24 protein-coding genes are annotated in these 25,851 nt (G+C 40.1%); 19 read left to right on the top strand and 5 right to left on the bottom strand.

What is annotated here, in order from left to right; genetic code table 11:
* Positions 1 to 289 precede the first annotated feature (289 nt).
* The 13 genes from cymR to PTI45_RS19165 all read left to right on the top strand — a co-directional run bounded on the left by cymR (position 290) and on the right by PTI45_RS19165 (position 13,827).
* On the top strand, positions 290 to 709 hold the full coding sequence (gene cymR, locus PTI45_RS19105; RefSeq protein ID WP_069329183.1) for a cysteine metabolism transcriptional regulator CymR: 420 nt from the start codon (positions 290 to 292) through the stop codon (positions 707 to 709).
* Positions 710 to 823: 114 nt separating this feature from the next.
* The gene (locus PTI45_RS19110; protein WP_069329184.1) at positions 824 to 1,975 is read left to right on the top strand and encodes a cysteine desulfurase family protein; all 1,152 of its coding nucleotides are present in this window, start codon (positions 824 to 826) and stop codon (positions 1,973 to 1,975) included.
* 119 nt (positions 1,976 to 2,094) lie between these two features.
* Positions 2,095 to 2,601 (top strand): PRC-barrel domain-containing protein, encoded by a 507-nt coding sequence (locus tag PTI45_RS19115; RefSeq protein WP_069329185.1) that lies wholly within the window; start codon positions 2,095 to 2,097, stop codon positions 2,599 to 2,601.
* Positions 2,602 to 2,629: 28 nt separating this feature from the next.
* Complete coding sequence (locus PTI45_RS19120) at positions 2,630 to 2,824, top strand: hypothetical protein (RefSeq protein WP_069329186.1); 195 nt, start codon at positions 2,630 to 2,632, stop codon at positions 2,822 to 2,824.
* Between the two features lie 553 nt (positions 2,825 to 3,377).
* Positions 3,378 to 6,005: an alanine--tRNA ligase gene (gene alaS / locus PTI45_RS19125; protein ID WP_069329187.1), complete on the top strand. Its 2,628-nt coding sequence runs from the start codon at positions 3,378 to 3,380 to the stop codon at positions 6,003 to 6,005.
* Positions 6,006 to 6,226: 221 nt separating this feature from the next.
* Positions 6,227 to 6,487 carry an IreB family regulatory phosphoprotein gene (locus tag PTI45_RS19130; protein WP_069329188.1) on the top strand — a complete coding sequence of 87 codons (261 nt, stop codon included), beginning with the start codon at positions 6,227 to 6,229 and terminating at the stop codon, positions 6,485 to 6,487.
* An 18-nt stretch (positions 6,488 to 6,505) separates the two neighbouring features.
* Entirely contained in the window at positions 6,506 to 6,922 is a 417-nt protein-coding gene (ruvX, locus tag PTI45_RS19135) for a Holliday junction resolvase RuvX (protein WP_069329189.1), read from the top strand.
* Positions 6,923 to 6,933: 11 nt separating this feature from the next.
* A complete protein-coding gene (locus PTI45_RS19140) occupies positions 6,934 to 7,230 on the top strand; it encodes a DUF1292 domain-containing protein (RefSeq protein ID WP_069329190.1) in 297 nt (98 codons plus the stop codon).
* A gap of 4 nt (positions 7,231 to 7,234) precedes the next feature.
* Positions 7,235 to 7,543 (top strand): DUF1292 domain-containing protein, encoded by a 309-nt coding sequence (locus tag PTI45_RS19145; protein WP_069329191.1) that lies wholly within the window; start codon positions 7,235 to 7,237, stop codon positions 7,541 to 7,543.
* Between the two features lie 91 nt (positions 7,544 to 7,634).
* Positions 7,635 to 8,684, top strand: a complete 1,050-nt coding sequence (gene mltG, locus PTI45_RS19150; protein WP_069329192.1) for an endolytic transglycosylase MltG — start codon at positions 7,635 to 7,637, stop codon at positions 8,682 to 8,684.
* Positions 8,685 to 8,708: 24 nt separating this feature from the next.
* Positions 8,709 to 9,641 carry a peptidase U32 family protein gene (locus PTI45_RS19155; RefSeq protein WP_069329193.1) on the top strand — a complete coding sequence of 311 codons (933 nt, stop codon included), beginning with the start codon at positions 8,709 to 8,711 and terminating at the stop codon, positions 9,639 to 9,641.
* Between the two features lie 40 nt (positions 9,642 to 9,681).
* A complete protein-coding gene (locus PTI45_RS19160) occupies positions 9,682 to 11,052 on the top strand; it encodes a peptidase U32 family protein (RefSeq protein ID WP_069329194.1) in 1,371 nt (456 codons plus the stop codon).
* 252 nt (positions 11,053 to 11,304) lie between these two features.
* Positions 11,305 to 13,827 (top strand): methyl-accepting chemotaxis protein, encoded by a 2,523-nt coding sequence (locus PTI45_RS19165; RefSeq protein WP_069329195.1) that lies wholly within the window; start codon positions 11,305 to 11,307, stop codon positions 13,825 to 13,827.
* An 83-nt stretch (positions 13,828 to 13,910) separates the two neighbouring features.
* Here the strand turns inward: PTI45_RS19165 and PTI45_RS19170 are convergent, their stop codons facing one another.
* The 4 genes from PTI45_RS19170 to PTI45_RS19185 form a co-directional block, all read right to left on the bottom strand.
* Positions 13,911 to 15,035 (bottom strand): AI-2E family transporter, encoded by a 1,125-nt coding sequence (locus PTI45_RS19170; protein WP_069329196.1) that lies wholly within the window; start codon positions 15,033 to 15,035, stop codon positions 13,911 to 13,913.
* Between the two features lie 147 nt (positions 15,036 to 15,182).
* Positions 15,183 to 16,853, bottom strand: coding sequence for a dihydroxy-acid dehydratase (ilvD, locus tag PTI45_RS19175; RefSeq protein ID WP_069329275.1), 1,671 nt, complete (start codon positions 16,851 to 16,853; stop codon positions 15,183 to 15,185).
* Positions 16,854 to 17,141: 288 nt separating this feature from the next.
* Complete coding sequence (locus tag PTI45_RS19180) at positions 17,142 to 17,393, bottom strand: KGG domain-containing protein (protein WP_069329197.1); 252 nt, start codon at positions 17,391 to 17,393, stop codon at positions 17,142 to 17,144.
* Positions 17,394 to 17,588: 195 nt separating this feature from the next.
* Entirely contained in the window at positions 17,589 to 18,659 is a 1,071-nt protein-coding gene (locus tag PTI45_RS19185; protein ID WP_069329198.1) for an acyltransferase family protein, read from the bottom strand.
* Between the two features lie 273 nt (positions 18,660 to 18,932).
* On the opposite strand from PTI45_RS19185, the gene PTI45_RS19190 reads away from it, so the two are divergent.
* The 6 genes from PTI45_RS19190 (at position 18,933) to mgrA (ending at position 24,413) form a co-directional block, all read left to right on the top strand.
* Positions 18,933 to 19,895, top strand: a complete 963-nt coding sequence (locus PTI45_RS19190) for a sugar kinase (RefSeq protein ID WP_069329199.1) — start codon at positions 18,933 to 18,935, stop codon at positions 19,893 to 19,895.
* A gap of 27 nt (positions 19,896 to 19,922) precedes the next feature.
* Positions 19,923 to 20,588: a bifunctional 2-keto-4-hydroxyglutarate aldolase/2-keto-3-deoxy-6-phosphogluconate aldolase gene (locus PTI45_RS19195; RefSeq protein WP_069329200.1), complete on the top strand. Its 666-nt coding sequence runs from the start codon at positions 19,923 to 19,925 to the stop codon at positions 20,586 to 20,588.
* 248 nt (positions 20,589 to 20,836) lie between these two features.
* Positions 20,837 to 21,658 carry an alpha/beta fold hydrolase gene (locus PTI45_RS19200; RefSeq protein WP_069329201.1) on the top strand — a complete coding sequence of 274 codons (822 nt, stop codon included), beginning with the start codon at positions 20,837 to 20,839 and terminating at the stop codon, positions 21,656 to 21,658.
* Positions 21,659 to 21,737: 79 nt separating this feature from the next.
* Positions 21,738 to 22,508, top strand: coding sequence for an HAD family hydrolase (locus PTI45_RS19205; protein ID WP_069329202.1), 771 nt, complete (start codon positions 21,738 to 21,740; stop codon positions 22,506 to 22,508).
* A gap of 60 nt (positions 22,509 to 22,568) precedes the next feature.
* Complete coding sequence (locus PTI45_RS19210) at positions 22,569 to 23,303, top strand: NAD-dependent protein deacylase (RefSeq protein WP_069329203.1); 735 nt, start codon at positions 22,569 to 22,571, stop codon at positions 23,301 to 23,303.
* Between the two features lie 105 nt (positions 23,304 to 23,408).
* The gene (gene mgrA, locus PTI45_RS19215; RefSeq protein WP_069329204.1) at positions 23,409 to 24,413 is read left to right on the top strand and encodes an L-glyceraldehyde 3-phosphate reductase; all 1,005 of its coding nucleotides are present in this window, start codon (positions 23,409 to 23,411) and stop codon (positions 24,411 to 24,413) included.
* Between the two features lie 65 nt (positions 24,414 to 24,478).
* Here mgrA and PTI45_RS19220 read toward each other — a convergent pair whose 3' ends face one another.
* Positions 24,479 to 25,732 (bottom strand): MFS transporter, encoded by a 1,254-nt coding sequence (locus PTI45_RS19220; RefSeq protein WP_069329205.1) that lies wholly within the window; start codon positions 25,730 to 25,732, stop codon positions 24,479 to 24,481.
* Positions 25,733 to 25,851: the final 119 nt, after the last annotated feature.

Below are 25,851 nucleotides of genomic sequence, written 5' to 3' on the forward strand. Positions count from 1 at the left end.
TTGCTAAATGGATCATATTCTGTACCCAATAATAAGAATTCATCTGTAAAAGGTATATCTAACCGACAGCAATAATTCATTGTACCATTTTCTTGCAAGATCGCGTGGAGAAAAGCACGAATAATTTCCCATAAAGCCTGTATATATGTTACGATAGGTCACAAGAATGATCGGAATACAGTGAATTATCGAAATTTTACGATACGTGCAACTATTAATAATAATTGAGGTTGTTCAATAAATCAACGATTTATCATTGTTTTTGCCAAATTTAAGTGAGGTGCCCTATATGAAGATATCAACTAAAGGACGTTACGGTCTAACAATCATGATGGAATTGTCTTCCCGCTTTGGTGAAGGTCCTACATCACTCAAAAGTATTGCTGAAAAAAATCAACTATCTGAACACTATTTGGAGCAGTTAATCGCTCCACTTCGTAATGCCGGATTAGTAAAAAGTATCCGCGGGGCGTATGGCGGTTATATTTTATCACGTGAACCGGAGACGATTACAGCAGGCGAAGTTATTCGTGTACTCGAAGGTCCCATTTCCGTTGTTGATTTTACCGATGAAGATGTAGCTGCTAAGCGTCATCTATGGATGCAGATTCGTGATGCCATCGCTCAAGTCATTGATTCAACGACACTTAAAGATCTGATCACGTACCGTGAGCAAGGTCAAGAAGACAATTATATGTTTTATATCTAAATTCGATATAGACAACAAGACGGAGGGGAATCCGCAGGTATATGGCTGCTCCCTTCCGTTTTTTGCTGTCTTTGTACGTATATTTTATTTTCCGATACAGAAAGGTGAATTGATATGAAAGCTATTTATTTAGACCATGCAGCTTCTACTCCGATCCATCCACAAGTGGCTGAACGTATGTTACAGGTAATGACCCATACCCACGGTAATGCTTCAAGTGTGCATGCTTTCGGACGTTCTGCCAAAAAAGTAGTCAGTGGAGCCAGAGACCAAATCGCTAAAGATCTGGGTTGTCGTCCGGATGAATTGGTATTTACCGCAGGAGGAACCGAAAGTGATAATCTCGCTTTATTTGGGATTGCTGAATCCTTAAGTCATAAAGGCAAACATATCATCACATCACAGATTGAACACCATGCGGTACTTCATGCTTGTGAAGCGTTAGAACAGCGTGGTTATGAAGTAACTTATTTGCCTGTTAATGCTCATGGATTAGTTTCTATAGAAGAAGTAGAAGCGGCTATTCGCCCGGATACGATATTGATCAGTATTATGTTTGGTAACAATGAAGTAGGAACCATTCAGCCGATTACAGAGATTGGACAATTAGCACGTGCCAAAAATATTATTTTTCATACCGATGCTGTTCAAGCACTAGGTGCTATTCCTTTGAACTGTCATGAGTTACCTGTAGATTTAATTAGCTTTTCTTCTCACAAAATCAATGGTCCACAAGGGATCGGTGCACTATATATACGTCATGGAGTCAAAGTAGAACCTGTATTGTACGGCGGTCTACAAGAACGCAAGCGTCGTGCAGGAACGGAGAATTTAGCAGGTATTGCAGGCTTTGCACAAGCGGTAGAACTTGCTGTACAAGGACTATCTGAGCGCATCAACCATCTGGAATCGTTACGTGCATACATGTTAGAAGAATTAGAACAACAAGTCGGTACCGAAGGGTATGTTGTCAATACACCTATCGATCAATCGCTCCCTCATATTCTGAATATTAGCTTTCCCGGCGTGAAAAGTGAAACGATGTTAATGAATCTCGATATGGAAAATATTGCAGCTGCCAGTGGATCAGCATGTACTTCAGGTTCACTCGAATTGTCACATGTTCTTCAAGCAATGAAAATTCCTGAAAATCTCTTGAATTCGGCGATTCGCTTTAGCTTTGGGATGGGTAATACTAGGGAAGAAATAGCATATGCTACACAAAAGATTGCAACTATTTTAAAGCGTATACGTAGTAGAAATTAGGGCTCCCCTGTGTGGTGAATAATAAGGGAGGGAAGATGATCATATGACGCCAACAGCCGGGCAAGAAAGAAATGATTTTCTTCCTGCGCAATCTATGCGATGAGGAGGTCCTGAGCGTTATGAAGATGCAGGGAATGATTGGACTTGCTGTATTTGATATTGAAGATGGCAAGCAACTTGGTAAAATTCATGACTTTATATTAAGCGAAGACTGGGCGGTTCAAGGTTTTGAACTGGAAGGTAAAAGCTTTTTCTCATTACAAGTGCGTACCATACTATGGGAAGATATTGTGTCCTATGGAGAAGACGCTATTATGATTCGCAATCAACAGGCAGTCCGCCAGATCGCGGCTGACGATATTAAACATACATTTTTGATCGGTCAAAACAAAATTAAAGATATGCCTCTGCTTACCAGTGATGGAGCAATGTTAGGCTATGTGTCTGATGTTTATTTTGATCATGAGTTGGGTAAAAGCATTACCGGGATTGAAATCAGTGATGGCTTTATCTCGGATATGATAGGCGGAAGAAAGTGGCTTCCAGTAAGTGGACAAGTTGCTTTTGGTGAAAGCGCGATTATGGTGCCGATTGAAAGTAATGAACGCCTACAGGAATGTCATTAAACTTGGAGACGGATAGGGTGAGCGCTGAATGAAATGTCCAAATTGTAGTTCAAAAGATATTGGTAAAATTGGTTCCCATCAATTTTATTGCTGGGGTTGCTTTATTGAGTTAACTGTTAACGGCGGTAAAATGTCTGTGTATCAAGTCGAAGAAGACGGCACACTGAGTTCATTAGACGATTTGTTTGTCGAAGAACCTGTAGCTATGTATACACAAGCTTGAGCCTTTTTAGAAACGTGAACGATGTATAGAATGGCGAATATCGGCTGTTCCGACAGCGCGATACAATTCTTATCTTATACATACTACGTGTATCAGCGCTATTTTAAAAACCCCGTCTTGTATTGCACATCTGTAGAGGTGGCGATAGAAGTCGGGGCTTTTAAGCATGATGGATGCGATTGACAGACGTATGGGCGCTAGATATACTGATATAGTTGTTAAAGAACCGTGAAATTTCGGAACATGAACGTTAGATGAGCCGAAATAAAGGAGATCCAGGCATACATCTTTTGTTACACAGGTAATTGAAGTGATGACCGAACCCTACATAGTGTTAATCGGATGTATTCAGCGGTTAAGAGTCACTTATTCAAGAGACCTATATACAATAAAAGAGCGGTTGCAGGGAATATTGTTAGATATACACCAGAACACCGCCCCTGATTTTGCGCAGGGCGCTTTTTTTTTACCGACTTGTCAGCGATACAGGTTGGATAGATTACTGGATCACCAAGAAATTGATGTTTAACTATTCTGAGGAGGCTCATTACTTATGAAAGCAAGTGAAATTCGTTCCAAATGGCTCGCTTTTTTCGAAAGCAAAGGACACAATGTTGAGCCAAGCGCTCCGTTAGTTCCTCATAATGATCCATCTCTATTGTGGATTAATGCAGGGATGGCTCCACTCAAAGCTTATTTTGATGGACGCGAAAAACCTGAAAATCCACGTATTACGAATTCGCAGAAATGTATTCGTACCAATGATATTGAAAATGTAGGAAAAACACGTCGTCACCATACGTTTTTTGAAATGCTAGGAAACTTCTCGATCGGTGACTATTTCAAAGAAGAAGCGATCACATGGGCTTGGGAATTTTTGACGGGCAAAGAGTGGATTGGATTTGATCCAGAACGTTTATCTGTAACGGTATATCCAGAAGACGAAGAAGCTTTCAAATTGTGGAACGAGAAAATCGGTCTACCTGCTGAACGTATTATTCGTTTGGAAGAAAATTTCTGGGATATCGGTGAAGGCCCTTGTGGACCTTGTAGTGAGATTTTCTATGATCGTGGAGATGCTTACGGCGCTCTTGATCCGAATGATCCTGAGATGTATCCAGGTGGAGAAAATGAACGTTTCCTGGAAGTATGGAACCTTGTATTCTCTCAATTTAATCATAACAAAGATGGTAGCTATACACCGCTACCGAACAAAAACATAGATACAGGTGCAGGGTTAGAGCGTTTTGCTTCGATTTTGCAAGAAGTGGATTCTAACTTTGATACTGACTTGTTCCAACCGATTATTCAACAAGCCGCTCAAATTGCGGGTGTAACGTATAAACAAAATGAAGAAACCGATGTAGCGTTGAAAGTCATTGCTGACCATATTCGTACGGTTGCTTTTGCAGCAGCAGATGGCGTATTGCCTTCGAACGAAGGACGCGGTTATGTTATCCGTCGATTGTTACGTCGTGCAGTGCGTTATGGTAAAGTGATCGGTCTGGATAAACCGTTCTTGTTCAGCTTAACCGGTATTGTAGGCGAGATTATGGGCGTCTATTATCCAGAAGTAGTATCCAAGCGTGAATTTATCGAGAAAATTATTCGTACAGAAGAAGAGCGTTTCCATGAGACATTATCCGATGGTTTGAATATTTTGGCTGATCTGAGTACACAAGCGAAGCAAAATGGACAAACAGCGATCAGTGGCGCAGAAGCGTTTAAATTGTATGATACGTATGGTTTCCCATTTGATTTGACAGAAGACTATGCAGCTGAAAATGGATTGACTGTAGATCGTGCAGGCTTCGATACAGCAATGCAAGAGCAACGTGATCGCGCTCGTGCAGCTCGTCAAGATAGTGGTAGTATGAAAGTACAAGGTGGCGTATTGTCTGATTTTGAAGGCAAAAGTGAATTTATCGGTTATGAGCAGTTAACCGTACAAGCTACTGTAGTCGCATTGATTCAAGAAGAAGCTTCGGTCGACCGTGTCGGTGAAGGTCAACAGTGTCAGGTGATTCTAGATGTGACTCCTTTCTATGCTGAAAGTGGTGGTCAGATCAGTGACGTAGGACGTTTGAGCAACGATACTGTAGAAGCTTCTGTTGAAGGATTGTTCAAAGCTCCACGCGGACAATTTGTGCATATCGTAACGGTAAGTTCGGGTGAACTTCATATCGGTGATGTGGTTACAGCAGAAGTAGATGCACCAAATCGTAACGATATTATCAAAAACCATACCGCGACTCATTTACTTCATCAAGCACTTAAAGATGTATTGGGTACACATGTTAATCAGGCAGGTTCACTGGTTGAAGCAGAGCGTTTACGTTTTGACTTTTCTCACTTCGGTAGTATCACACCGGAAGAACTGGCAGATATCGAACGTCGTGTGAATCAGGAAATCTGGAAAGGTCTTGATGTCGAGATCGAGTACAAAGGTATTGACGAAGCTAAAGCGATGGGTGCTATGGCATTATTTGGCGAGAAATATGGCGATATCGTACGTGTTGTACAGATTGGCGATTACAGTATTGAGCTATGTGGTGGTTGTCATGTCGATAACACAGCACGTATTGGATTGTTCAAATTAGTATCTGAAAGTGGTATCGGTTCGGGTGTACGCCGTATCGAAGCTGTTACAGGACGCCTAGCTTACATGTTCTTGGATAGCCAATTGGATATTCTGAAGCAAGCTGCGGTACAATTGAAATCAAATGTACATGATGTGCCTAAACGCATCGAGTCATTGAACCAACAACTTCGCGATCTAGGTCGTGACAATGAATCTCTACAAAGTAAATTAAGCTTGATCGAAGCAGGTCAATTAACAGACAAAGTGGAAATGATTGGTTCTACACCATTATTGGCTGTATCTGTCAATGTTCCAAGTATGGATGCTTTACGTGGTCTAGCAGACGAATTGAAAGGCAAATTGCCTGAAGCAGTGCTTGTATTAGGAGCTGCTCAAGACGATAAAGTAAACTTTGTAGTCGTTGTTCCGAAATCAGGTATTGAGCGTGGACTTCATGCTGGTAAATTGGTTAAAGAAGTCGCTGCTATCTGTGGTGGTGGCGGTGGTGGTCGTCCAGATATGGCACAAGCCGGCGGTAAAGATGCTTCCAAATTAGCTGAAGCTCTTGAAGCAGCCAAACAACATGTAGCATCCATCTAAGTGATATGAGTATCAGATAATGGGTACAAAATAGAAGGAATAGCGTGTTAGATTCAAAAAGTTGAAACAATTTTGTAACTTTTTGAATAGTTTTAACGTAAATATTCCTTGTATATCCCTTGTTGTGTTATGATGAAAAAGAATCAGCATGAACAGCAAGGGATTCCATTTTGAGGAAGTGTACAAGTATACACTTTTTCCAAAAAGCGAGGTGTCAGCGAGTGGACTCCATGGATAAAACAGTTAAATTTAATGTGAAGGGTGACGAGCACGAAACCTCTTCTCAGGAAATACTTCTCACTGTATACGATGCACTGGTTGAGAAGGAATACAACCCGATCAATCAAATGGTCGGATATTTGATCTCAGGGGACCCCGCTTACATTCCCCGGCATAAGAATGCTCGAAGTTTGATCGGCAAAAAAGAGCGGGATGAATTAATAGAAGAACTGGTCCGATCCTACCTGGCCAGTCATCGGTAGAGACGGAGCGTACAAGAAATGAGAATATTAGGTTTGGATTATGGGGATCGAAAAATTGGCGTTGCGATAAGCGATGCTTTTGGCTGGACCGCTCAAGGGGTAGAAGTTATTGATCGTAAACGTACCAAAGATGTCGGTGCACGGATCGTAGAGCTTGTACAGGAACTTGAAGTGACCGAGATTGTTGTTGGACTACCCAAGAATATGAACGGAAGCGTCGGTCCCCGTGGTCAACTAAGTATGGAATTCGCTGAAAGTCTCAAAGAATCTGTGCAGCTACCTGTTCACCTATGGGATGAAAGGCTTACAACCGTGTCAGCTGAGCGTACGCTTATCGAGGCAGATGTAAGTCGCAAGAAACGCAAGCTAGTGGTTGATAAAATGGCTGCAAGCTTGATTTTACAAAATTACTTGGATGCCAAAAGTAAAAGGTGAGGGTGGTAAATATGGCTAAAGATCAAAATTTGCTTGAGGAAGAACCAGAAATTATTTATATTCCTGATGATGAAGGTAATGAAGAAGAGTTTGAAGTCATCATGAAATTCGAGGTTGATGGTTCGGACGCCAAATATATGATGGTCGTGCCTATGGAATCCACAGAGGACGATACCGACGAAGTATATGCGTTTCGCTATGAAGAAGATAACGATGATCTCAAACTCTTCATTATCGAAAATGAAGAGGAATGGCAGATCGTTGAAGAAACATTCAATACTTTAGTTGCTGAATTGGATGGTGAATAAGCCCATGACGGATCTTTCTGCGAGTAACGTCAAGTTTACGTCAAGATTGCTAGAAGCTTATGGTCTGTTGATTGAACTAACGGATGAACAGAACGAAGTCACTGTTTATCGTATTGTCAGTGAGTTTCAGATAGACACAGGAACTTATGCAGTCTTGCAAAAAGATACGGTTATTCCTGAAGACAACGTCGAGATTTTAAAAATCATTGATGATGCAGATGGACAACCTGAACTTGTGACTATTGATGATGATGATGAATGGGAAGATGTAGCCGAGCTATATGACGAACTGACATTACCGTTTGAAGATTAATCACGGATGCAGTACAATATGCACAATTATCTTCCAAAAAGAGCGGGATCTATTCCGCTCTTTTTGGCTGTAAAAGGAGCTGTTATATTCATTGCGCAGACGAGGTAGGGCAGGGATATGGATAATATTGATTGTTCTTATTGTGATTGCAGCAGGTATTGGCTACGGCTGGAATGCCATGCAACCTACAGCAACATCAGATCAAGTCGTTCCATATACATTAAAATCAGGAACAAGCAAATCAACCGTAGCTGAAGAATTAGCTCAAAATGGATTGATCAAAAATGCGTTGGTTTTTAAAGTCTATTTGAAATTAAATAGTGAAGGTAGCGAATTCAAAGCAGGTGATTATGAGTTCACGCCAGGTCTAACATATGCTCAAATCATTACGAAGCTGAATAACGCAGATGTTGTGGTGCCCAAAACGATGAAATTTACGATTCCTGAAGGTTATACCGTGACACAGATTGCGGATAAGTTAAGTGAAGCAGGATTTGTAGATCGTGATGCTTTTATGAAATTGGTTGATGATCCTTCATCCATGAAGCTTGCTCAAGAATTGAAAGTTCCTACTGGAGACGGCATTCTTCATCCACTGGAAGGGTATTTGTTCCCGGCAACCTATGATTTACCGATAGAAAGTACAGAATCCGATATTATCGCTAATATGTTGTTAGCCACACGCACCAAGCTGCGTTCAATTGATAATCTAGATGCTCAGCTCAAAGAACGCAATTTGACGGTGCATCAGCTGTTAACAGAGGCCTCTCTTGTTGAACGTGAAGTTGTCGTTCCAGAAGAAAGAGCTCAGGTTGCAGGGGTAATCGATAATCGTCTGAAGCAAAATATGAAGCTCCAAATTGATGCAACTGTGCAATATGCCCTAGGCAAGCAAAAAGCCCGACTGTTATACTCAGATCTTAAAATAGATAGTCCTTACAACACTTACTTACATGAAGGGTTACCACCAGGTCCGATCGCGAATCCGGGTCTAGATGCGATCAAAGCAACACTGGCACCTGAAGCTTCAAAATATTTATATTATGTGACCAAAAAAGACGGTACAGGCGGGCATTTATTCGCTCAAACGTATCAAGAACATCTCAAAAATATCGAAACAAGCAAGAGTACAGCCAAGTAAGGCTGTGTGGGAGGCGGCTTCAAGATGAATACAAAACCTGAATTGTTGGTTACAGCATCTTCGCTGGAAGAATTATATCGTTTGGCAGAAGCAGGAGCAGATGCTTTTCTGATCGGTGAAGAACGTTATGGAATGCGATTGTCTGGGGAGTTCAAAGTAGAAGATATTGCACAAGCAGTAAATTATGCGCATGAACATGGCAAACGTATTTATGTAGCCGTCAATAATTTAATGACCAATGAGCTTTTAGAAGATTTACCAGAATACATCAAACAGCTGACAACGTTACAAGTAGATGGGATTGAATTTGGCGATCCCGCTATCGTAGCATTGGCTCGTGAGCATGCGCCTGGAATAGCGTTACACTGGAATGCTGAGATGACTTCGACCAATGCAGTGACAGCGAACTACTGGGGCCGTAAAGGCGCTACAAGAGCTGTACTGGCACGTGAACTCAATATGGATGAGATCACAGGTATGATCGGCAAACTAGAAGTGGAAGCGCAAGTGCAGGTACACGGGATGACGAATATTTATCATTCTAAAAGACGCCTAGTCGGTAGCTATATGCAACATCAGGGTAGACCTGTGGATGGTAATGATCTAGGTCTGCAACGTGGATTGTTCCTGATTGAAGCCGAACGTCGGGATGAGACATTTCCTATCTATGAAGATACCAATGGAACGCATATTATGAGCTCAGAAGATGTATGTATTCTGGAAGATTTACACTTGCTGATGGAAGCAGGCGTTCAAAGCTTCAAAATCGAAGGCATTTTAAAATCAATCACTTATAACGAAACAGCGGTCCGTATGTTCCGTCAAGCGATTGATCAGTATGCTCAAGATCCAGAACAATATGAATTTGATGAGTCATGGATGGATGAGATTCGTCGTATACAAGATCCTGAACGTGAATTGTCATTTGGTTTCTTTTATAAAGAACAAGTATTTTGATTGCAGTGTAGATGGAATGATTGAAAAAGGGGGGCTTTCCATGTCAACAACGGAAAAACCAAAGTATTATGGTAAACGTCATCGTCTAGCCAAACCTGAATTGTTAGCACCTGCTGGTAATTTGGAAAAACTGAAATTTGCGATTCACTATGGTGCAGATGCAGTCTATATTGGTGGACAAAAATACGGTCTTCGTTCGAATGCAGATAACTTCAGCTTTGAAGAAATGCGTGAAGGGGTCGAATTTGCAAATCGTTACGGTGCTAAAGTATTTGTAGCTACCAATATTTATGCTCATGATGAAGATATTGCAGGTCTTGAAGAGTATTTGTGCAAATTAGAAGAAGTAGGCATCTCTGCGGTTATCGTAGCAGATCCTGCGATTATTGAAACAGCACTACGCTGTGCACCCGGTCTTGAAGTCCATTTGAGTACACAGCAATCCACATTGAACTGGCAAGCGGTGAAATTCTGGAAAGAAGAAGGATTACCACGGGTTGTATTGGGAAGGGAAACAAGCTTTGCTGAAATTGCTGAGATCAAAAAACATGTAGATGTTGAAATCGAAGCTTTTATTCATGGAGCGATGTGTTCTTCTTTTTCAGGACGCTGTGTGTTATCGAACCACTTTACAGATCGTGACTCTAATCGTGGTGGATGTTGTCAGTCTTGTCGTTGGAAATATGATCTATTCGAAGATGCACGTTCAGAACAAGAATGGGTATCAGAAGAAGATGCGGCTGATCAACAAATGTTGCAATCTTTTAGTCTGGGTGTGAACCAGAAACCACTTTATGAAGAACAAGATTCTGCGTTTTCTATGGGTTCCAAAGATTTGTGTATGTTAGAGCATATTCCTGATCTGATTGAAGTCGGTGTAGATAGCTTCAAAATTGAAGGGCGTATGAAATCGATCCATTATGTAGCGACTGTGGTGAATGCGTACCGTCAAGCAATCGATTCATATATGGCTGATCCAGAGAATTATGTGTTGAAGCCAGAATGGTTGGAAGATATTAATAAAGCAGCCAATCGTCCATTAAATACAGGATTTTTCTATGATACACCTGATCATGAAGATCATATCTATGAAGCAGAAGAAAAAGCAGTTCCTTATGATTTTGCAGGCTTAGTACTGGATTACGATGAAGCAACAGGAATCGCAACGGTGCAACAGCGTAATCATTTCAAACCAGGACAAGAGATCGAATTTTTTGGACCGAATCAAATGTTTTTCAAACAAACAGTCGGTCAATTGTGGGATGAAAATGGCAACGAGTTAGATGCTGCACGCCATCCATTACAAAAAGTGAAAATGAAAGTTGATCATCCTGTTCGTTACTTTGATATGATGCGTAAAAACAACACCAAACAAAGCAAATCAGCTGTTAAAACAGCAGTCACAGTATAATTTAAGTTATAAGAAAATAATGGAATCATTTACAATCTTATAAGGTAATAAGGTCTATTATACCGCATAGTATAATAGACCTTATTTTTTTGCGAAAAAGGGTTCAAATTTCCTGGTTTATAACCGATAATGGAATCAAGAGCATTCGAAATGCTTATTTTTTGTTTCGTTTATAAGGTGAAGCAGGGATAAAACAAGTAGGATTACATAAAAACCTGTATGCACACGAAATCTAAAACGGCGGTGAAGATTATGGGGTTATTGCAGAAAAAAGGTAAGTCAAACAGCAAAACAACACTTCCAGACACCAAGAAGCTTGAAAAAGAACAAAAAAAGAAATTGAAAAGTGAGCGTACAGGTCTAGCGAAAAAGGCTAATGAAGTTGCTCAGAAGAAATGGTTTAAACCAGAAAAGAAAGCGAATACACAACAACCTTCTATTCTCCCCACGACAGCAAAACATTCTCGTACACTACCCAAATGGGCGAAAATTCCCAAAATTCCTAAGTTCTCAAGTAACTATTCAAACTCATCAAATGATCCATCTGTACCCACTAATCGCTGGGGTAGATTAAATCCAGCAAAATCGGTAGGCATCAAATTATTTCTTATCTTTTTTATTGCTATTATGTTGCTAGTGGTATCGTTAGGAACGTTCTCGTATCTGATAGCAAAAAGTATTATCAAAGAAAATGCAGCTATCGGTAATGAACAGACGATTATTCAAACAGGTGAAAAACTTGATGTGATTTTGGGACAACTGGTGAATTCATCTACTCAAATCTTTTTCGATCCTAATATGCAAGATCAGTTAGTGAAGTTATCTACAGCAGGTATAGACGATTTTGAGAAATTCCAAGCGGTCAATGCAATTACAAGTAATCTACAAAATCAACTCAACTCATTAGATGCTATCGATTCAATTTATATTATTCCAATGAATAAAGCAGTGAATATTGTAGGAGCAGGGGTACAGATTCCGGCAGAGGATGAAGTACGTAATACAGCCTGGTATAAAGAATTAGAAAGTGGCAACGGTGTGATGCAGTGGGTACCTACCATGGAAATGCAAGGCACTGTCAAAAACTTCTTATTCGCACGTGCTGTCCGTACGACCAATACTTCTGATTCGTTTATTTTTGTAATCAGTGCCAACAGTAAATTGATCGAAGATCAGATTGCTAATGTAAATATGGGTACTGGAGGTCGTGTTGATCTTATTGGTGGTGCGACAAATACGGTCGTTGCTTCCACAAATAATGCAGATATTGCAACACCATCGAATTACAGCTTTTTAACTCAATTGACAGAGAAAAGCGGTAGAGTAGAAAATAGTGATGGTCAATCGCCTATTTTGATCGCATATAGTACACTTCAAAATTCAGATTGGAAATTAGTAGGGACAGTACCGATTAATGAACTGGTATCTAGTGCCAAACCGATCTTAAATATGACTTTGATTTTCGCTGTGATTGATGCTGTATTTGCTGTATTAATCGGTATCTTTATTATTCGTATTATTGCGAAGCCGTTACAGAATTTACAACAACTTATGCGTCAGGGTGCACAAGGTAAATTGAATGTTCGGACGACTCATAAGTCTGAAGATGAGATTGGGCAGTTAGGTTCGGCTTTTAATGAAATGATGGAAAACATTACGAATCTGGTTAAGCAAACGAATCAATCGGCGCAAGAAGTATTAGGTACAGCCACAATCCTTAGTAATGCTTCCAAACAGACAGCTACATCAGCTAAAGAAATCGCTGTTGCTACTGAAGAAATTGCAAATGGTGCAGGCAGTCTTGCTCTGGAAGCAGAACGTGGTACAGAACTTGCTGATGGTATTATGGGTCAAATGAATAAAGTAATCAGTGCTAACAATGAAATGGGTGCTTCTGCTCATGATGTGGAACAAGCTAGTGAAACAGGTGTTCAGCATATGGAAAAATTACTTACTCGCACACAGACTACAGAAGATATGATTCGTTCGCTTGGCGCTCGGATCGACTCATTACAACAAAGTACGTCTTCTGTTCAACAAGTGCTTGAGGTGATGCAGAATATTACCAAACAAACGAACATCTTATCCCTTAATGCTACGATTGAAGCCGCTCGTGCTGGAGCAGCCGGTAAAGGATTTATGGTGGTTGCTGATGAAGTACGTAAGTTAGCAGAACAATCACGCGAATCTATTCTCATGGTTGGTAAAATCACCACCAATATTCAGCAGGAAATGGAAGAGACGATTAAAGTTCTGAATGATGCCTATCCATTATTCAAACAACAGACAGAAGCAGTTAAAGATACAACGACTATTTTCGAATCGGTTCAAGGACAAATGTCTGCTTTTGTTACCAAGCTAAATTCAGTTACAGATTCGATTAATGAGCTTAGTCAGGTGCAAAATACGATGTCTGAAGCGATGAGTAATGTAAGTGCGGTTGCAGAACAATCTTCTGCTACATCACAAGAAGTGGCTTCTCTAAGTAATGAACAACACAATGTAAGTAGTCAACTGGTATCCTTGTCAGGTCAATTGGAAAATGTATCGCTTGATTTGAAAGAAACGATCTCACGGTTTACGGTGGAAGAAGACGAAGGAGATGCAGATGCGTTGCAATCGTCTATAGATCCATTTACAGAAGTGAATGAAGCACAAGAATCACAGCAAGAAGAACAACCAGTAACACAAGATGAAAAGGATCACGAGCAACCAGAAGCAACACATACTGAAGCAGATGCAGAGCAAGATACAACTTCAGACAAAAAAGAATAATAGATTTAAAAAAAGCCAAAAGCCGAAGCCCTGTATTCAATACGGGACTTCGGCTTTTTTTGGCTAGCATACCTATTTATGATTTATTGTACAGGCGGAGCTGGATCATCTTCTTGTATCGGTTCAAATTCTTCTTGTGGAAGTCTGATCCACCGTTGTAGATATCCTTGTAACCACAATTCTTTTAACAAGATAATCAAGATCGGCGACAATACTAAGCCCACCACACCAAAAATAGATAAAGAAATAATCATTGCTGATAACATCAAATATGCTGAAGAAATGCCAATCGAATTTCCTGTGATTTTGGGTTCTAATAATTGACGGGTCAACATCACAACCACTAATAAAACGATCAATCCGATCGCAAGCCCTGTCTCACCAACCACAAATAGATACACAATCCAGGGAATAAAAATAACAGGAATACCGAGTAATGGCAAAATATCAAATGCTGCACTGAGTAACGAAATTGAGAAAGCATTATTCACGCCCAAAATAAGCAATCCTATGTACACCAATACAAAAGTAATCATCACCATGATGAATTGTGCTTTAAGATAAGCACCGATAGCATAGAAAACATGTTCTTTTAAAAAGAAATAAGCTTTTTTGAGTGTGTTCGGTGTTCTTTCGGTAGCTACACGTCGCCAGAGATTGATTTCAGCACTCAAAAAGAACGCTAAAATAATACCTACAGCAAAGTTAGCAATAAAAGTAGAAAATGAGCTAAGCCAGCCTAATACATAGTTGAATGCCGCTTTACCCCAAATCGCTAAGTTCCCTGTAAAGATCGCAAAATATTCATTAATCCGCTGTGTCACATTGTCTGGTAAGGTATTCATTTCTTGATGCATCAATGTAGTTAGTCGTGTGAAATGACTTTGAACGATCTTAGCATATTCAGGCAAATTATCTGCAATCTGAGCAGACTGTGATATAAAGATAAGCCCTGCACCAAACAATGCGCCAAGTAAAAATAATACAAAAGTAAGAACAGCTATCGCTGAGCAGACCATTTTGGGTAATCCACGACGATGAAGAAACATGGCAAAAGGTTCGATTAAAGCAAAAATAATAAAAGATAAAAAGATAGGCGCAGCAATATGATATAGCTTGCTTGCGAGTAATAGCACTAGATATACCGTCAAAATCACAATGCCAATATCAAAAGCAGTTCGCCAGTATTTTTTGTACAAAGGAAGCATAAGCGTACTAAATCTCCTTTTCTAACATAGTATACAAGCATTTTATAAGCGAGCTTAGATCACGTCAACAAAAAAAGGAACTGCCCCTGAGGACAGTTCCTTTTGAGTTATAACGAATATTCAACAATCTATTGAATATGCAGATGACTATATTTTCATAACTCCGCCCATACTTGCATTGGTTACAAGTTTGGAATAACGAGCTAGATATCCTGTTTTTACTTTAGGTTCAAATTCAACCCAGCCTTTACGGCGTTCAGCAAATTCTTCTTCACTAATATGAAGTTCAATTTTGCGTTCGTTCAGATCCAGTTCAATAATATCTCCATCATTTACAAAAGCGATAGGTCCACCTTCAGCAGCTTCTGGAGAGATATGACCAATACTGATACCACGAGAAGCTCCTGAGAAGCGTCCATCTGTGATTAGACCGACTTTGGCACCAAGACCCATACCTACAATTTGAGAAGTAGGAGCAAGCATCTCTGGCATACCAGGGCCGCCTTTAGGACCTTCATAACGGATAACAACGACATGTCCTTCTTTCACATGACCGTTAGCAATCCCGTACAACGCATCATCTTGTGAATCGAAGCAGATTGCAGGGCCTTTATGATATCCGCCTACAGAAGCATCAACAGCACCCACTTTGATAATAGCCCCTTGTGGAGCCAAATTACCAAACAATACGGCTAGACCGCCACGCTCAGAGTGAGGATTATCGATTTTGTGGATAACTTCAGTATTTTGAATTTCTTGTCCTTCTACATTCTCACGAATCGTTTTACCTGTAACGGTAATACAATCTGGATGTAGAGCACCTGGTTTTTTGAGTAATTCATTCAACACAGCACTTACGCCACCTGCCAAATGAACATCTTCGATATGCCAGTCAGAAGCTGGAGCCAATTTCGCCAAATGAGGTACACGGTTAGCGACTTCATTGATGCGTTCGATTGGATATTCGATACCTGCTTCTTGAGCAAGAGCCAATGTATGAAGAACTGTATTTGTAGAACCACCCATCGCCATATCCAAAGCAAATGCATTATCCAATGCTTCTTTAGTTACGATATCACGAGGTTTAAGGTCTAATTTGATCAATTCCATTAATTGTGTAGCTGATTTACGAACAAAATCGCGACGATCTTCAGAGACTGCAAGAATTGTTCCGTTACCTGGCAAAGCAATACCCATTGCTTCTGCTAGACAGTTCATCGAGTTCGCTGTAAACATACCTGAACATGATCCACAAGTTGGACAACCAAATTGTTCTAGTTCAAGCAGACTTGCATCATCAATCTTACCAGCTTGGTAAGCACCTACACCTTCAAATACAGATGTCAGGGAAATCGAACGACCATTTTTGTCTTTACCGGCTTTCATCGGTCCACCACTAACAAACATTGTAGGGATGTTAACACGAAGAGCACCCATCATCATACCCGGTGTGATTTTGTCACAGTTTGGAATACAGACCATGCCATCGAACCAGTGAGCGGCAACAACAGTTTCAAGAGAATCAGCAATGATTTCACGACTCGGTAACGAATAACGCATACCGATATGTCCCATTGCGATACCATCATCTACGCCAATCGTATTAAATTCAAACGGAACGCCGCCTGCTTCACGGATCGCTTCTTTTACGATTTTACCAAACTCTTGTAGATGTACATGACCCGGTACGATATCAATATAAGAGTTACATACCGCGATAAACGGTTTACCAAAATCTTCTTCTTTAACGCCTGCGGCACGAAGTAAGCTACGGTGTGGTGCACGGTCGAAACCTTTTTTGATCATATCGGAACGCATTTTTTTGCCCTTGTTGACTACCATGGTGTCGATTTCCCCCCAAATATATAATAGTAAGCTTTGGAGCTTTAGCGCGTTGTAACGCCAAAGGTAAAAGCTAAAAAAGTCTTGCATAACGTAGTATAAATATACAAATTACGCGGAAGTTTTCTATAGAGTCTATCATATATGTTAGCTTTTTTCTAGCGAATATATATTAAATCCGTAGCAAAACAAAACGAAATAAAAAAGATGGCACAAAAAAAGCAGACATTCCACCATTAATGGAAATGTCTGCTTTTTATGGTATTAACGGCTGCCGCCCTTTTTGCCAATTTCTCTATAAAAATCTTTGTCGTGAGATTCGGAAGTGGCTTCTCCGCCTTTTTTACCGATTTCTTGATAAAATTCTTTATCATGAGACTCAGAAGTGGCTTCTCCACCTTTTTTGCCGATCTGTTGGTAGAATTGTTTATTATGTTTTTTGGAGGTTGCCTGGCCACCCATACGACCTGCTTCTTCACGACTCATTTTGCCGTTGTTGTTATTACTCTGTGCCATCACCAAATCACTCCTTATTTATATAAGTGTAAGCATGGAATGCCATGTATACTTAAACCTTACTTACCCGTCTTGTTTAGAGTGAAACGAATAATTAGGAATGAGTTGGAAAAAATTATACGATAATATCAGAAAAAGAGCACGAATCGATCTATATTTTCGTTGTTATGTGTATATATTCCTTATAATTGGTCATTAGGATTGCTTTTGAAATAAAGTATGTCTTTGAACATAATGGATCATGGAGTAAAGCGGTTGAGGGATAGAAGGCTCGACTAATCGTGAAGTCCAATGTTTAACCTGCGGTTGAGCAAGTAATACCGCTATAAGAATGGCGAAGACCAATAGGATCACTATTTCCAAAGGTGTATTGAACTGATGTAAAATGCCCGTCGTTTCTATCGCTCTCACCAAAAGTCCATGCAATAAAAAGACATATAATGTACGTCTACCAAGTTCAGTTATATAGTGAGCACCGATAGGAACCAGAGCAAGAAAACCTATAGAAGCGACACATTGCAACATATACATACACAATCGATACAACATACCTGTCCATGAATTTACGCCCAATTGCACAAATGTCTGATTACCATAAAACCATCCTATAACGAGCGGTAGGTTCAAATCAAAAAATAAAATCATAAATGCGATAGAGCCTATAGCAATTGAGCGCCGATAATGTTGAAAAAACGATATTATTTTATCCACATGTAGATGGTATCCAACAATAAAGAAAGGGAAATAAATCAATGTTCGGGACAAAGCAAGCCATACTCCATCTACAGGAAGTAACCCTACACCTAATCCAAGTGCTAAAGATACAATCAATTGTTGCTTGAATGTAAACATACGTAATGAAATCAATAAAAGACGCCAGACGATATGCCCAGCTAAAAACCAGAGTAACAAATAAGGAGCAAAAAACGAATGCGTAATATGAGGAACACGGAAAATCGTATAATCAAGCACAGAATAGATACTTTGAAATAATATATATTGTAGAGCAATATGACGTAACATTTGGCTACCTGCGGGTCCATGTAGATTAAAGCGAGCAAAATAACCAGTCACCAACACAAATAAAGGCATATGGAATGAAAAAATCCATACAAATAAATGATGCGCTGCTATTGATTGTTGGATCAGCGGTTCTAGTAAGTTACCTGCTACCACACAGACTATGAGTAAAAAGCGTATATTTAAAAAGTAGGTTTCTCCGATCGTATTCAATGGATATTTATTGATTTTAAGCGGAATATTCATACGTTGTTCCTCCTGTTAGTGATGATGAAATGATTCGTCCTATCCCTCTGAAATGTATTATTTTAAGCGTGATATAAAGGTTACTTTAAAAGTAAAACAAAAAACTTTTTAATATTGTGATTTAATTCACAATTGAAAACGGTATCTATCGTTAAAATTGTGTATATATGATGAAGCTATGTCATTGACAACAAAGAAAGCGGTTGCGACAATGGTAAATATGACCAGCTACATATTAAGCATGATTTTGTATGCGACTCAGGAGGCTGAACAATGAACAATCAACATACTTACCCGGAAGTGGTCACTTTTGGGGAGTCTATGGGATTGATGACTGCGGATGATTCACGTGGTCTGGAGTATGCTGCCCATCTTAATAAGTCATTTGGCGGTGCTGAAAGTAATCTAGCGATAGGAATTGCTCGCTTAGGGCATTCGGTAGGTTGGTTCGGTCGTCTTGGGGCTGATCCTTTAGGACGCATGATCCAGAAAGCGATTCGTGGTGAAGGCGTAGATGTGTCTCGCTCGATATTAGCAGAAGGAGAACAGACGGGACTGATGTTACGAGAAAATGTATCCGGTCATGCTTCGGTACATTATTACCGCAAACATTCAGCAGCCAGTCGAATGACGCCAGAAGATCTGGATGCTACGTATATCAGTCACGCTAAAATATTGCATGTTACAGGCATTACAGCAGCGATCAGTGAATCTGGACTGGCGACCGTAGAAAAGGCAATCGAGATCGCTAGAAATGCAGGCGTTAAAGTCTGTTTTGATCCTAATTTGCGTCTGAAATTATGGAGTATCGAACAAGCTCGTCCGGTATTACTACGACTTGCCGAACAATGTGATTACTTTTTACCGGGCTTGGACGAACTAAGCTTGTTATATGAAACAGAAGATGAAACACAGATTTTTGATCGTCTCAATCAACTATCTGCTGTCTGTATTGTCAAAGGTGGTCCTAATCTAACCTATGTGCTGAATCAAGGTCAGAAGTTAGAAGTGCCTTATTTCAAAGCAGAACGTGTACTCGATACTGTAGGAGCAGGAGATGGCTTCTGTGCTGGTTTTATCGTTGGATTGTTACGTGGCTATGAAGTGACTGAAGCTGTACGTCTGGGCAACCTCAACGGTTCTATGGTTATACAGGCTGTAGGCGATTGGGAAGCATTACCGACGCATGAGCAAGTGGAAGCGAAGTTAAATAATAAAGTTCATATCGAACGCTAAACTAACCTACTAAAGGAGCACTTAACGATGAAAAAATTACAATTATTACAAAAGATATTAGATAACGGTGTAGTTGCTGTGTTACGCGGAGACTCGGCAGATCAAGTCTTTACGATGGCAGAACAAGCGATTGCAGGTGGGATCAAAGTTATCGAGATCACTATGACTGTTCCTGGCGCTCTCAAAGCGATTGAGAAATTAAGCCGTATGTATAGCTGGAAAGCAGATGTAGCTGATAACTTTGCGATTATTGGAGCAGGAACTGTATTGGAACCACAGACAGCACGCGCTGCAATAATGGCTGGAGCAGAATTTGTAGTCGGGCCTTCTTTGAATCCAGAAACGGTTAAAATATGCAACTTGTATCGTGTACCTGTATTGCCCGGCGTAACGACACTAGAAGGCATACAACATGCACTTGAGCTAGGTGTTGATATCGTTAAATTATTCCCGGGGAATCTATACGATCCTTCCATTATCAAAACATTAAAAGGACCTATGCCTCAAGCGAATATTATGCCTACAGGCGGTGTATCTTTGGATAATCTAGGAGAATGGATCAAAGCTGGAGCAGTAGCAGTAGGGATCGGTTCCGATCTCACGACAGAAGCACTCAAAACAGGGGATTATGGTCTGGTACGCCAAAAAGCAGAACAATACATGGAAGCTTTCTATCAGGCTAAGCAGCAATAAGGCTTTAGTCTTCATAGAAAATGCAGACGTGTGCATAAAATAAAAGTACTTTAAAAATAAATAAGTCTAAATCAAAAAGTAACAATGAATCCTTATTCTAAGTATATGTAGAAAAGCCAGTGTTTATACTGTGCTCCAAAAAATGATATAATCACATAAGAAGCAGCCTGTTGTCCTGCGAAGGAAACGGGCTGTTGCTTTATACTTATACAGTGCTAGGATGCAGGTGGAAGGGGACTCATAGATTTATGTTTAGAAAGAATCGTAATCAATTTGCAAGTTATGGTCGTACACGGAAGAGAAGTCGTGCAGGGACGATCGGTAAAGTATTACTCGTGATTCTAATTGTACTTGTGATTGCGGCAGGTGCAGCAGCATGGTATGTATTTACACCTTATACACCTAGCAGTCAGGCTCAACAAGCTCTGGTCTCAGGAACAGATAAGATATCCGTTCAAGACACAGAAGATTGGATTGCTTTTAGCAATGCCAAACCTAAAGGAAATAGCGTTATTTTTTATCCAGGGGCACGGGTAAAGCCAGAAGCATATAGCTTACTTGCTCATGATCTAGCGAAAAATGGACACACTGTATATATTATGAAATTACCGTTCAATTTTGCATTTTTCAAAACGGATGCAGCGCAAGCAGTGATTGATCGTCATCCAGATGAGAAATTTGTTATTGGAGGTCATTCATTAGGTGGAGTCTTTGCTGCTCGTTATGCAGCTAGTCATTTAGATCATATTGCAGGTGTATTCTTCTTAGCTTCTTATCCAGAGCAAAAAGGAAGTCTACAGCAAACCGATATTCCTGTATTATCGATCACCGCTTCTAATGATGGTTTGCTCAAAAAAGATACGTATGAAGTAGCACGAGCTTTTTTACCAAAACAAACGGTTTATTATAGTATCGAAGGCGGTAATCATGGTCAATTTGGTAGCTATGGTGAACAAAAGAATGATCTTCCTGCTCAAATCGATGCCGATGAACAACGTAAACAGACGGTGAATACGATTCTAGGATGGATGAAAGAAATTCCGGCTACAAAGGCTTCTACTAAAAAATAAATGATTTGCTAGCTACGTATATCGTATGTATACATTATAAATATAGGTTAGATCACGGTCGCTAAAGGAGTACATGTCAATGGTGCTTTTACAAATAGGTACACAGCAAATACGCTGTGATGCTGTTTTATTTGATAAAGATGGGACATTGTTTGATTTTATGCAGTTATGGGGATCATGGGCGGAGCATATGCTTCAACAGATCGAACAGTATTTGCAATCAAGTGGTCATACCTTTACCGGAGATCGTGAACATGTATTTGGAACTCGTTACGATGCTCAAGGTCTATTGAATGACTATGATCGTCTAGGTCCATTGGCAATGGCTTCTGTAGAAGAATCGACAGCGATACTGGCATGGCAATTGTATGCTGCGGGAACACCGTGGGATCAAGCTATTGCTCGTATTCGTCAGTTCAGTGAGCTTGCTATGCAATCTATCGAAAAGGAACGTCCGGTGCAACCATTGCCCGGACTGCTTCCATTTCTAGAACAATGTGTATCTGCACAGCTTCCACTGGCAGTGGTAACAGCCGATTGGACATCTGAAGCGTTAAAGCATCTACGTTGGAGTGAATTGGATTCTTACTTTGATTATGTGATCGGTAGTGATCAAGTACAGCAGAGTAAGCCAGCACCGGATCTAGTGTACTTAGCCTATGAACAACTAGGCATATCGCCTGCTCATATTGTGTTAATCGGAGACAGCAATGCAGATATGCAAATGGGCAAACATGCCAATGTCTCCTGTTGTGTCGGTATCAGTTCTTCTGTAACATCTGCACAGACCGAATTACCGGATGCAGATCTAGTGATTACTCATTACGATCAGCTTCGTATCATCAAATGATAGATTGTAAACTTGCGCTTTTACTTTATAGATAAAGATTCAATAGAGAGGAGCATCATTATGGATAAAATCGAACAGTTAACCACATGGTTACAACAATCGCAACGTATTGTGTTTTTCGGTGGAGCAGGCACATCAACCGAAAGTGGTATTCCTGATTTTCGCTCGGCACAAGGATTGTATAGTGAAAATGGTAAAAGAGGATATTCGCCTGAAGAAATGTTAAGTCGTTCTTTTTTTGAAAAAGAAACGGAATTGTTTTTTGAATTTTATCGCAGTAAGTTGATCCATCCACAAGCTAAGCCTAATCCAGTGCACAATGTATTAGCCCTTTTGGAAAAGCAAGGCAAATTATTGTCTATCATTACGCAAAATATAGATGGTCTGCATCAGATGGCAGGTAATCAGAAAGTGTTAGAATTGCATGGTTCGATTCATCGGAATTACTGTACGACATGCAGACATTCTTATACATTAGACGATGTACTGGCTCAATCAGGAGTCCCGCGTTGTCCGATTGATCAAGGTGTGATCCGACCGGATGTGGTGTTGTATGGAGAATCCTTAAATCAAGATGTACTTGAGAAAACGGTAGAAGTATTATCACAAGCAGACCTATTATTAATCGGAGGTACATCGCTTACAGTCTATCCAGCAGCCGGATTGGTTTCTTATTTCCGTGGTCAACATACGGTACTGCTCAATGCTTCACCGACAGGTCATGATCGTCATGCTGATTTATTGATTACAGATCCGATGGGTAGTGTGATGGAGAAAGTACAACAGCGCCTCTAATATAAGTTTAGCGAAATGAATTTATTTGCATAATGGTAACGCTTACGCTATGATTTGGAAGATGTGAATATATCTATTTTTGCTTGAAGAAGGGTAGGGGTTATTGTGGTCTATGTAGCTTCAGAAAAGCGTTATGAAGAGATGAAATACAATCGTAGCGGTCGTTCAGGTTTGAAATTACCAGCGATTTCGTTAGGATTGTGGCATAATTTTGGCGGAATTAACGTCTATGAGAACAGTCGTGAAATGATCACACGTTCTTTTGATATAGGAATTACGCATTTTGACTTGGCTAACAATTATGGTCCACCCGCAGGTTCAGCAGAAGAAACATTCGGGCAAGTGTTGAAGCAAGATCTTGCTGCTTATCGGGATGAGATGATTATCTCGACCAAAGCAGGTTATTATATGTGGCCAGGTCCTTATGGCGAATGGGGTTCTCGCAAAAACTTGTTATCCAGTCTTGATCAGAGTCTGAAACGGATAAATGTCGATTATGTTGATATTTTCTACTCTCACCGCTTTGATCCGGAGACTCCGCTTGAAGAAACGATGATGGCATTAGATTATGCTGTACGTTCAGGTAAAGCTTTATATGCAGGAATATCTAGTTATTCCGCAGAACAGACACGGGAAGCGGCATCCATTTTGAAACAATTGGGCACACCACTTACGATTCACCAGCCTAATTATTCTATGGTCAATCGCTGGATTGAAGATGGATTACAAGATGTGCTTGAAGAAACAGGAACAGGTAGTATTGCGTTCTGTCCACTTGCACAAGGACTACTGACTAGTAAATATCTTAACGGTGTACCAGAAGATTCACGTGCAGCTGGTTCTTCTGTCTTTTTAAATGAAGATTCGATTACACCGGAAAGTATTCGTAAAGTACAAGCTCTGAATGAAGTCGCTTCAGAGCGCGGACAAAGTCTAGCTCAATTAGCATTAGCATGGGTGTTACGTGGTGGTAAATTAACGTCTGCGCTTATCGGTGCTAGTCGTGTTTCTCAGATTGAAGAGAATGTAGCTGCGCTGAACAATCTTGATTTTACGCAAGCTGAATTGGATCGTATCGAGTCGATTTTGCAAACAGACGAATCTAAGTAAGCTGTAATAATAGCAGAATACAATCAGTATTCTTCATTTTTAAGTCAAAAGGTTTTAGAGCGTGGTTACGTTCTAAAGCCTTTTTGCTGTATATTCTTAACCCCTCTGTGCAAAACAAAGATAGCCAATACAATCAGTATCATTCCCATCCAAGCAGGAGCTGTATGACCGAGTAAAATATAAATTTGCCCTCCAATAAGTGGCCCGATCATTCTAGCCAAAGCTTGGATCGATTGGCTTCCTCCTTGAACTCTGCCTTGTTCGCTTGCATCTACAGATTTGGAAAGCATACCGTTAAATGCAGGTCCGAAGAGCGAATCACCACAACCAAATACAAACATTCCTGCGATAAAAAGAGGATAATAAGTGAATCCAATCGACACTGCAATAAGTCCATAACCGATAATTTCAGCCATCATTCCCAGTGTAGCGATTTGTTGATCACTGTATTTTTTCAGAAGTTGAGGCATGATCAGACCCTGAGCAATAATATCTTGAACACCCAGAATCGAAAACATTAGCCCAATTAATACCGGTTTCCACTGAAATGTATCTATCGTCAATTGAGAAAAAATGGCTTGTAAAGATCCATTCGGAATCCAGAGTAAAAAAGCAGCTATTAATAATCGACTCAAGTATTTCGTAGACAAGAGACTAGCCAGTTGAGCAAAAGGATTTAACTTTTGAAAGGTCATCTGTGATTGTCTATGTTGCTCTGCAAGACTTTCTGGCATAAAAAAGTATCCATACAACATATTCAATAATGTGATAACAGCTCCAAAATATAAAGGAAATGTGTAATCAAATTTGGCAAGTATTCCGCCTAATGTGGGACCAATTACTGTAGCTACACCTACAATAGCGCCTAACCAGCCAAAATATTTGGTGCGTTGTTGAGGGGGAATAATATCTGCAAAGTAAGCAAAGATCGTACTGATACTTCCACCTGTTATCCCTTCAATGATACGCCCAACGAACAATACCCATAATGCTCCTCCAATGCCGAAAATCAAATACCCGACAGCTGAACCGAATAGACATAATAATAGTATAGGACGACGGCCATATTTATCACTTAATGCTCCAAGTACAGGGGCGGCTAGAAATACACAAAGAGCATATACAGACATTAATAGCGTAACCATAATCGCCTGATCTGCTGAAGAATGAACATAAGGTTGAACTAAAAAAGGAACAACAGGCGCTATAATACTGAATCCAATGCCGCAAAGAAAGACAGAGATTAATCCAAAGCGTAAAGCGTGTTTATTTACCTGTGGTTCGGGATGTTGTGAATCATGGGGTGTTAATGTAGACAAAAGTCATCTCTCCTTATTTTCATATTGATTCCTAGGAAACAAATTTATCATATTACCATTTTGTTTCCTTGTCAACAAAAATAAAAATACAAAAAAGACAACTCACTTATGATCAAGAG

This window comes from Paenibacillus nuruki (assembly GCF_001721045.1).
Lineage (GTDB): Bacteria > Bacillota > Bacilli > Paenibacillales > Paenibacillaceae > Saccharibacillus > Saccharibacillus nuruki.

Excerpts from the sequence above, each read along its gene's own strand:
- PTI45_RS19110 (WP_069329184.1), top strand. The coding sequence starts at position 824 with ATGAAAGCTATTTATTTAGACCATGCAGCTTCTACTCCGATCCATCCA.
- PTI45_RS19190 (WP_069329199.1), top strand. The coding sequence starts at position 18,933 with ATGAACAATCAACATACTTACCCGGAAGTGGTCACTTTTGGGGAGTCT.
- ruvX (WP_069329189.1), top strand. The coding sequence starts at position 6,506 with ATGAGAATATTAGGTTTGGATTATGGGGATCGAAAAATTGGCGTTGCG.
- PTI45_RS19195 (WP_069329200.1), top strand. The coding sequence starts at position 19,923 with ATGAAAAAATTACAATTATTACAAAAGATATTAGATAACGGTGTAGTT.
- alaS (WP_069329187.1), top strand. The coding sequence starts at position 3,378 with ATGAAAGCAAGTGAAATTCGTTCCAAATGGCTCGCTTTTTTCGAAAGC.
- PTI45_RS19115 (WP_069329185.1), top strand. The coding sequence starts at position 2,095 with ATGAAGATGCAGGGAATGATTGGACTTGCTGTATTTGATATTGAAGAT.
- PTI45_RS19165 (WP_069329195.1), top strand. The coding sequence starts at position 11,305 with ATGGGGTTATTGCAGAAAAAAGGTAAGTCAAACAGCAAAACAACACTT.
- PTI45_RS19205 (WP_069329202.1), top strand. The coding sequence starts at position 21,738 with ATGGTGCTTTTACAAATAGGTACACAGCAAATACGCTGTGATGCTGTT.
- PTI45_RS19200 (WP_069329201.1), top strand. The coding sequence starts at position 20,837 with ATGTTTAGAAAGAATCGTAATCAATTTGCAAGTTATGGTCGTACACGG.
- PTI45_RS19180 (WP_069329197.1), bottom strand. The coding sequence starts at position 17,393 with ATGGCACAGAGTAATAACAACAACGGCAAAATGAGTCGTGAAGAAGCA.
- PTI45_RS19210 (WP_069329203.1), top strand. The coding sequence starts at position 22,569 with ATGGATAAAATCGAACAGTTAACCACATGGTTACAACAATCGCAACGT.
- PTI45_RS19185 (WP_069329198.1), bottom strand. The coding sequence starts at position 18,659 with ATGAATATTCCGCTTAAAATCAATAAATATCCATTGAATACGATCGGA.
- PTI45_RS19120 (WP_069329186.1), top strand. The coding sequence starts at position 2,630 with ATGAAATGTCCAAATTGTAGTTCAAAAGATATTGGTAAAATTGGTTCC.
- PTI45_RS19160 (WP_069329194.1), top strand. The coding sequence starts at position 9,682 with ATGTCAACAACGGAAAAACCAAAGTATTATGGTAAACGTCATCGTCTA.
- PTI45_RS19170 (WP_069329196.1), bottom strand. The coding sequence starts at position 15,035 with ATGCTTCCTTTGTACAAAAAATACTGGCGAACTGCTTTTGATATTGGC.
- PTI45_RS19140 (WP_069329190.1), top strand. The coding sequence starts at position 6,934 with ATGGCTAAAGATCAAAATTTGCTTGAGGAAGAACCAGAAATTATTTAT.
- PTI45_RS19145 (WP_069329191.1), top strand. The coding sequence starts at position 7,235 with ATGACGGATCTTTCTGCGAGTAACGTCAAGTTTACGTCAAGATTGCTA.
- ilvD (WP_069329275.1), bottom strand. The coding sequence starts at position 16,853 with ATGCGTTCCGATATGATCAAAAAAGGTTTCGACCGTGCACCACACCGT.
- PTI45_RS19155 (WP_069329193.1), top strand. The coding sequence starts at position 8,709 with ATGAATACAAAACCTGAATTGTTGGTTACAGCATCTTCGCTGGAAGAA.
- cymR (WP_069329183.1), top strand. The coding sequence starts at position 290 with ATGAAGATATCAACTAAAGGACGTTACGGTCTAACAATCATGATGGAA.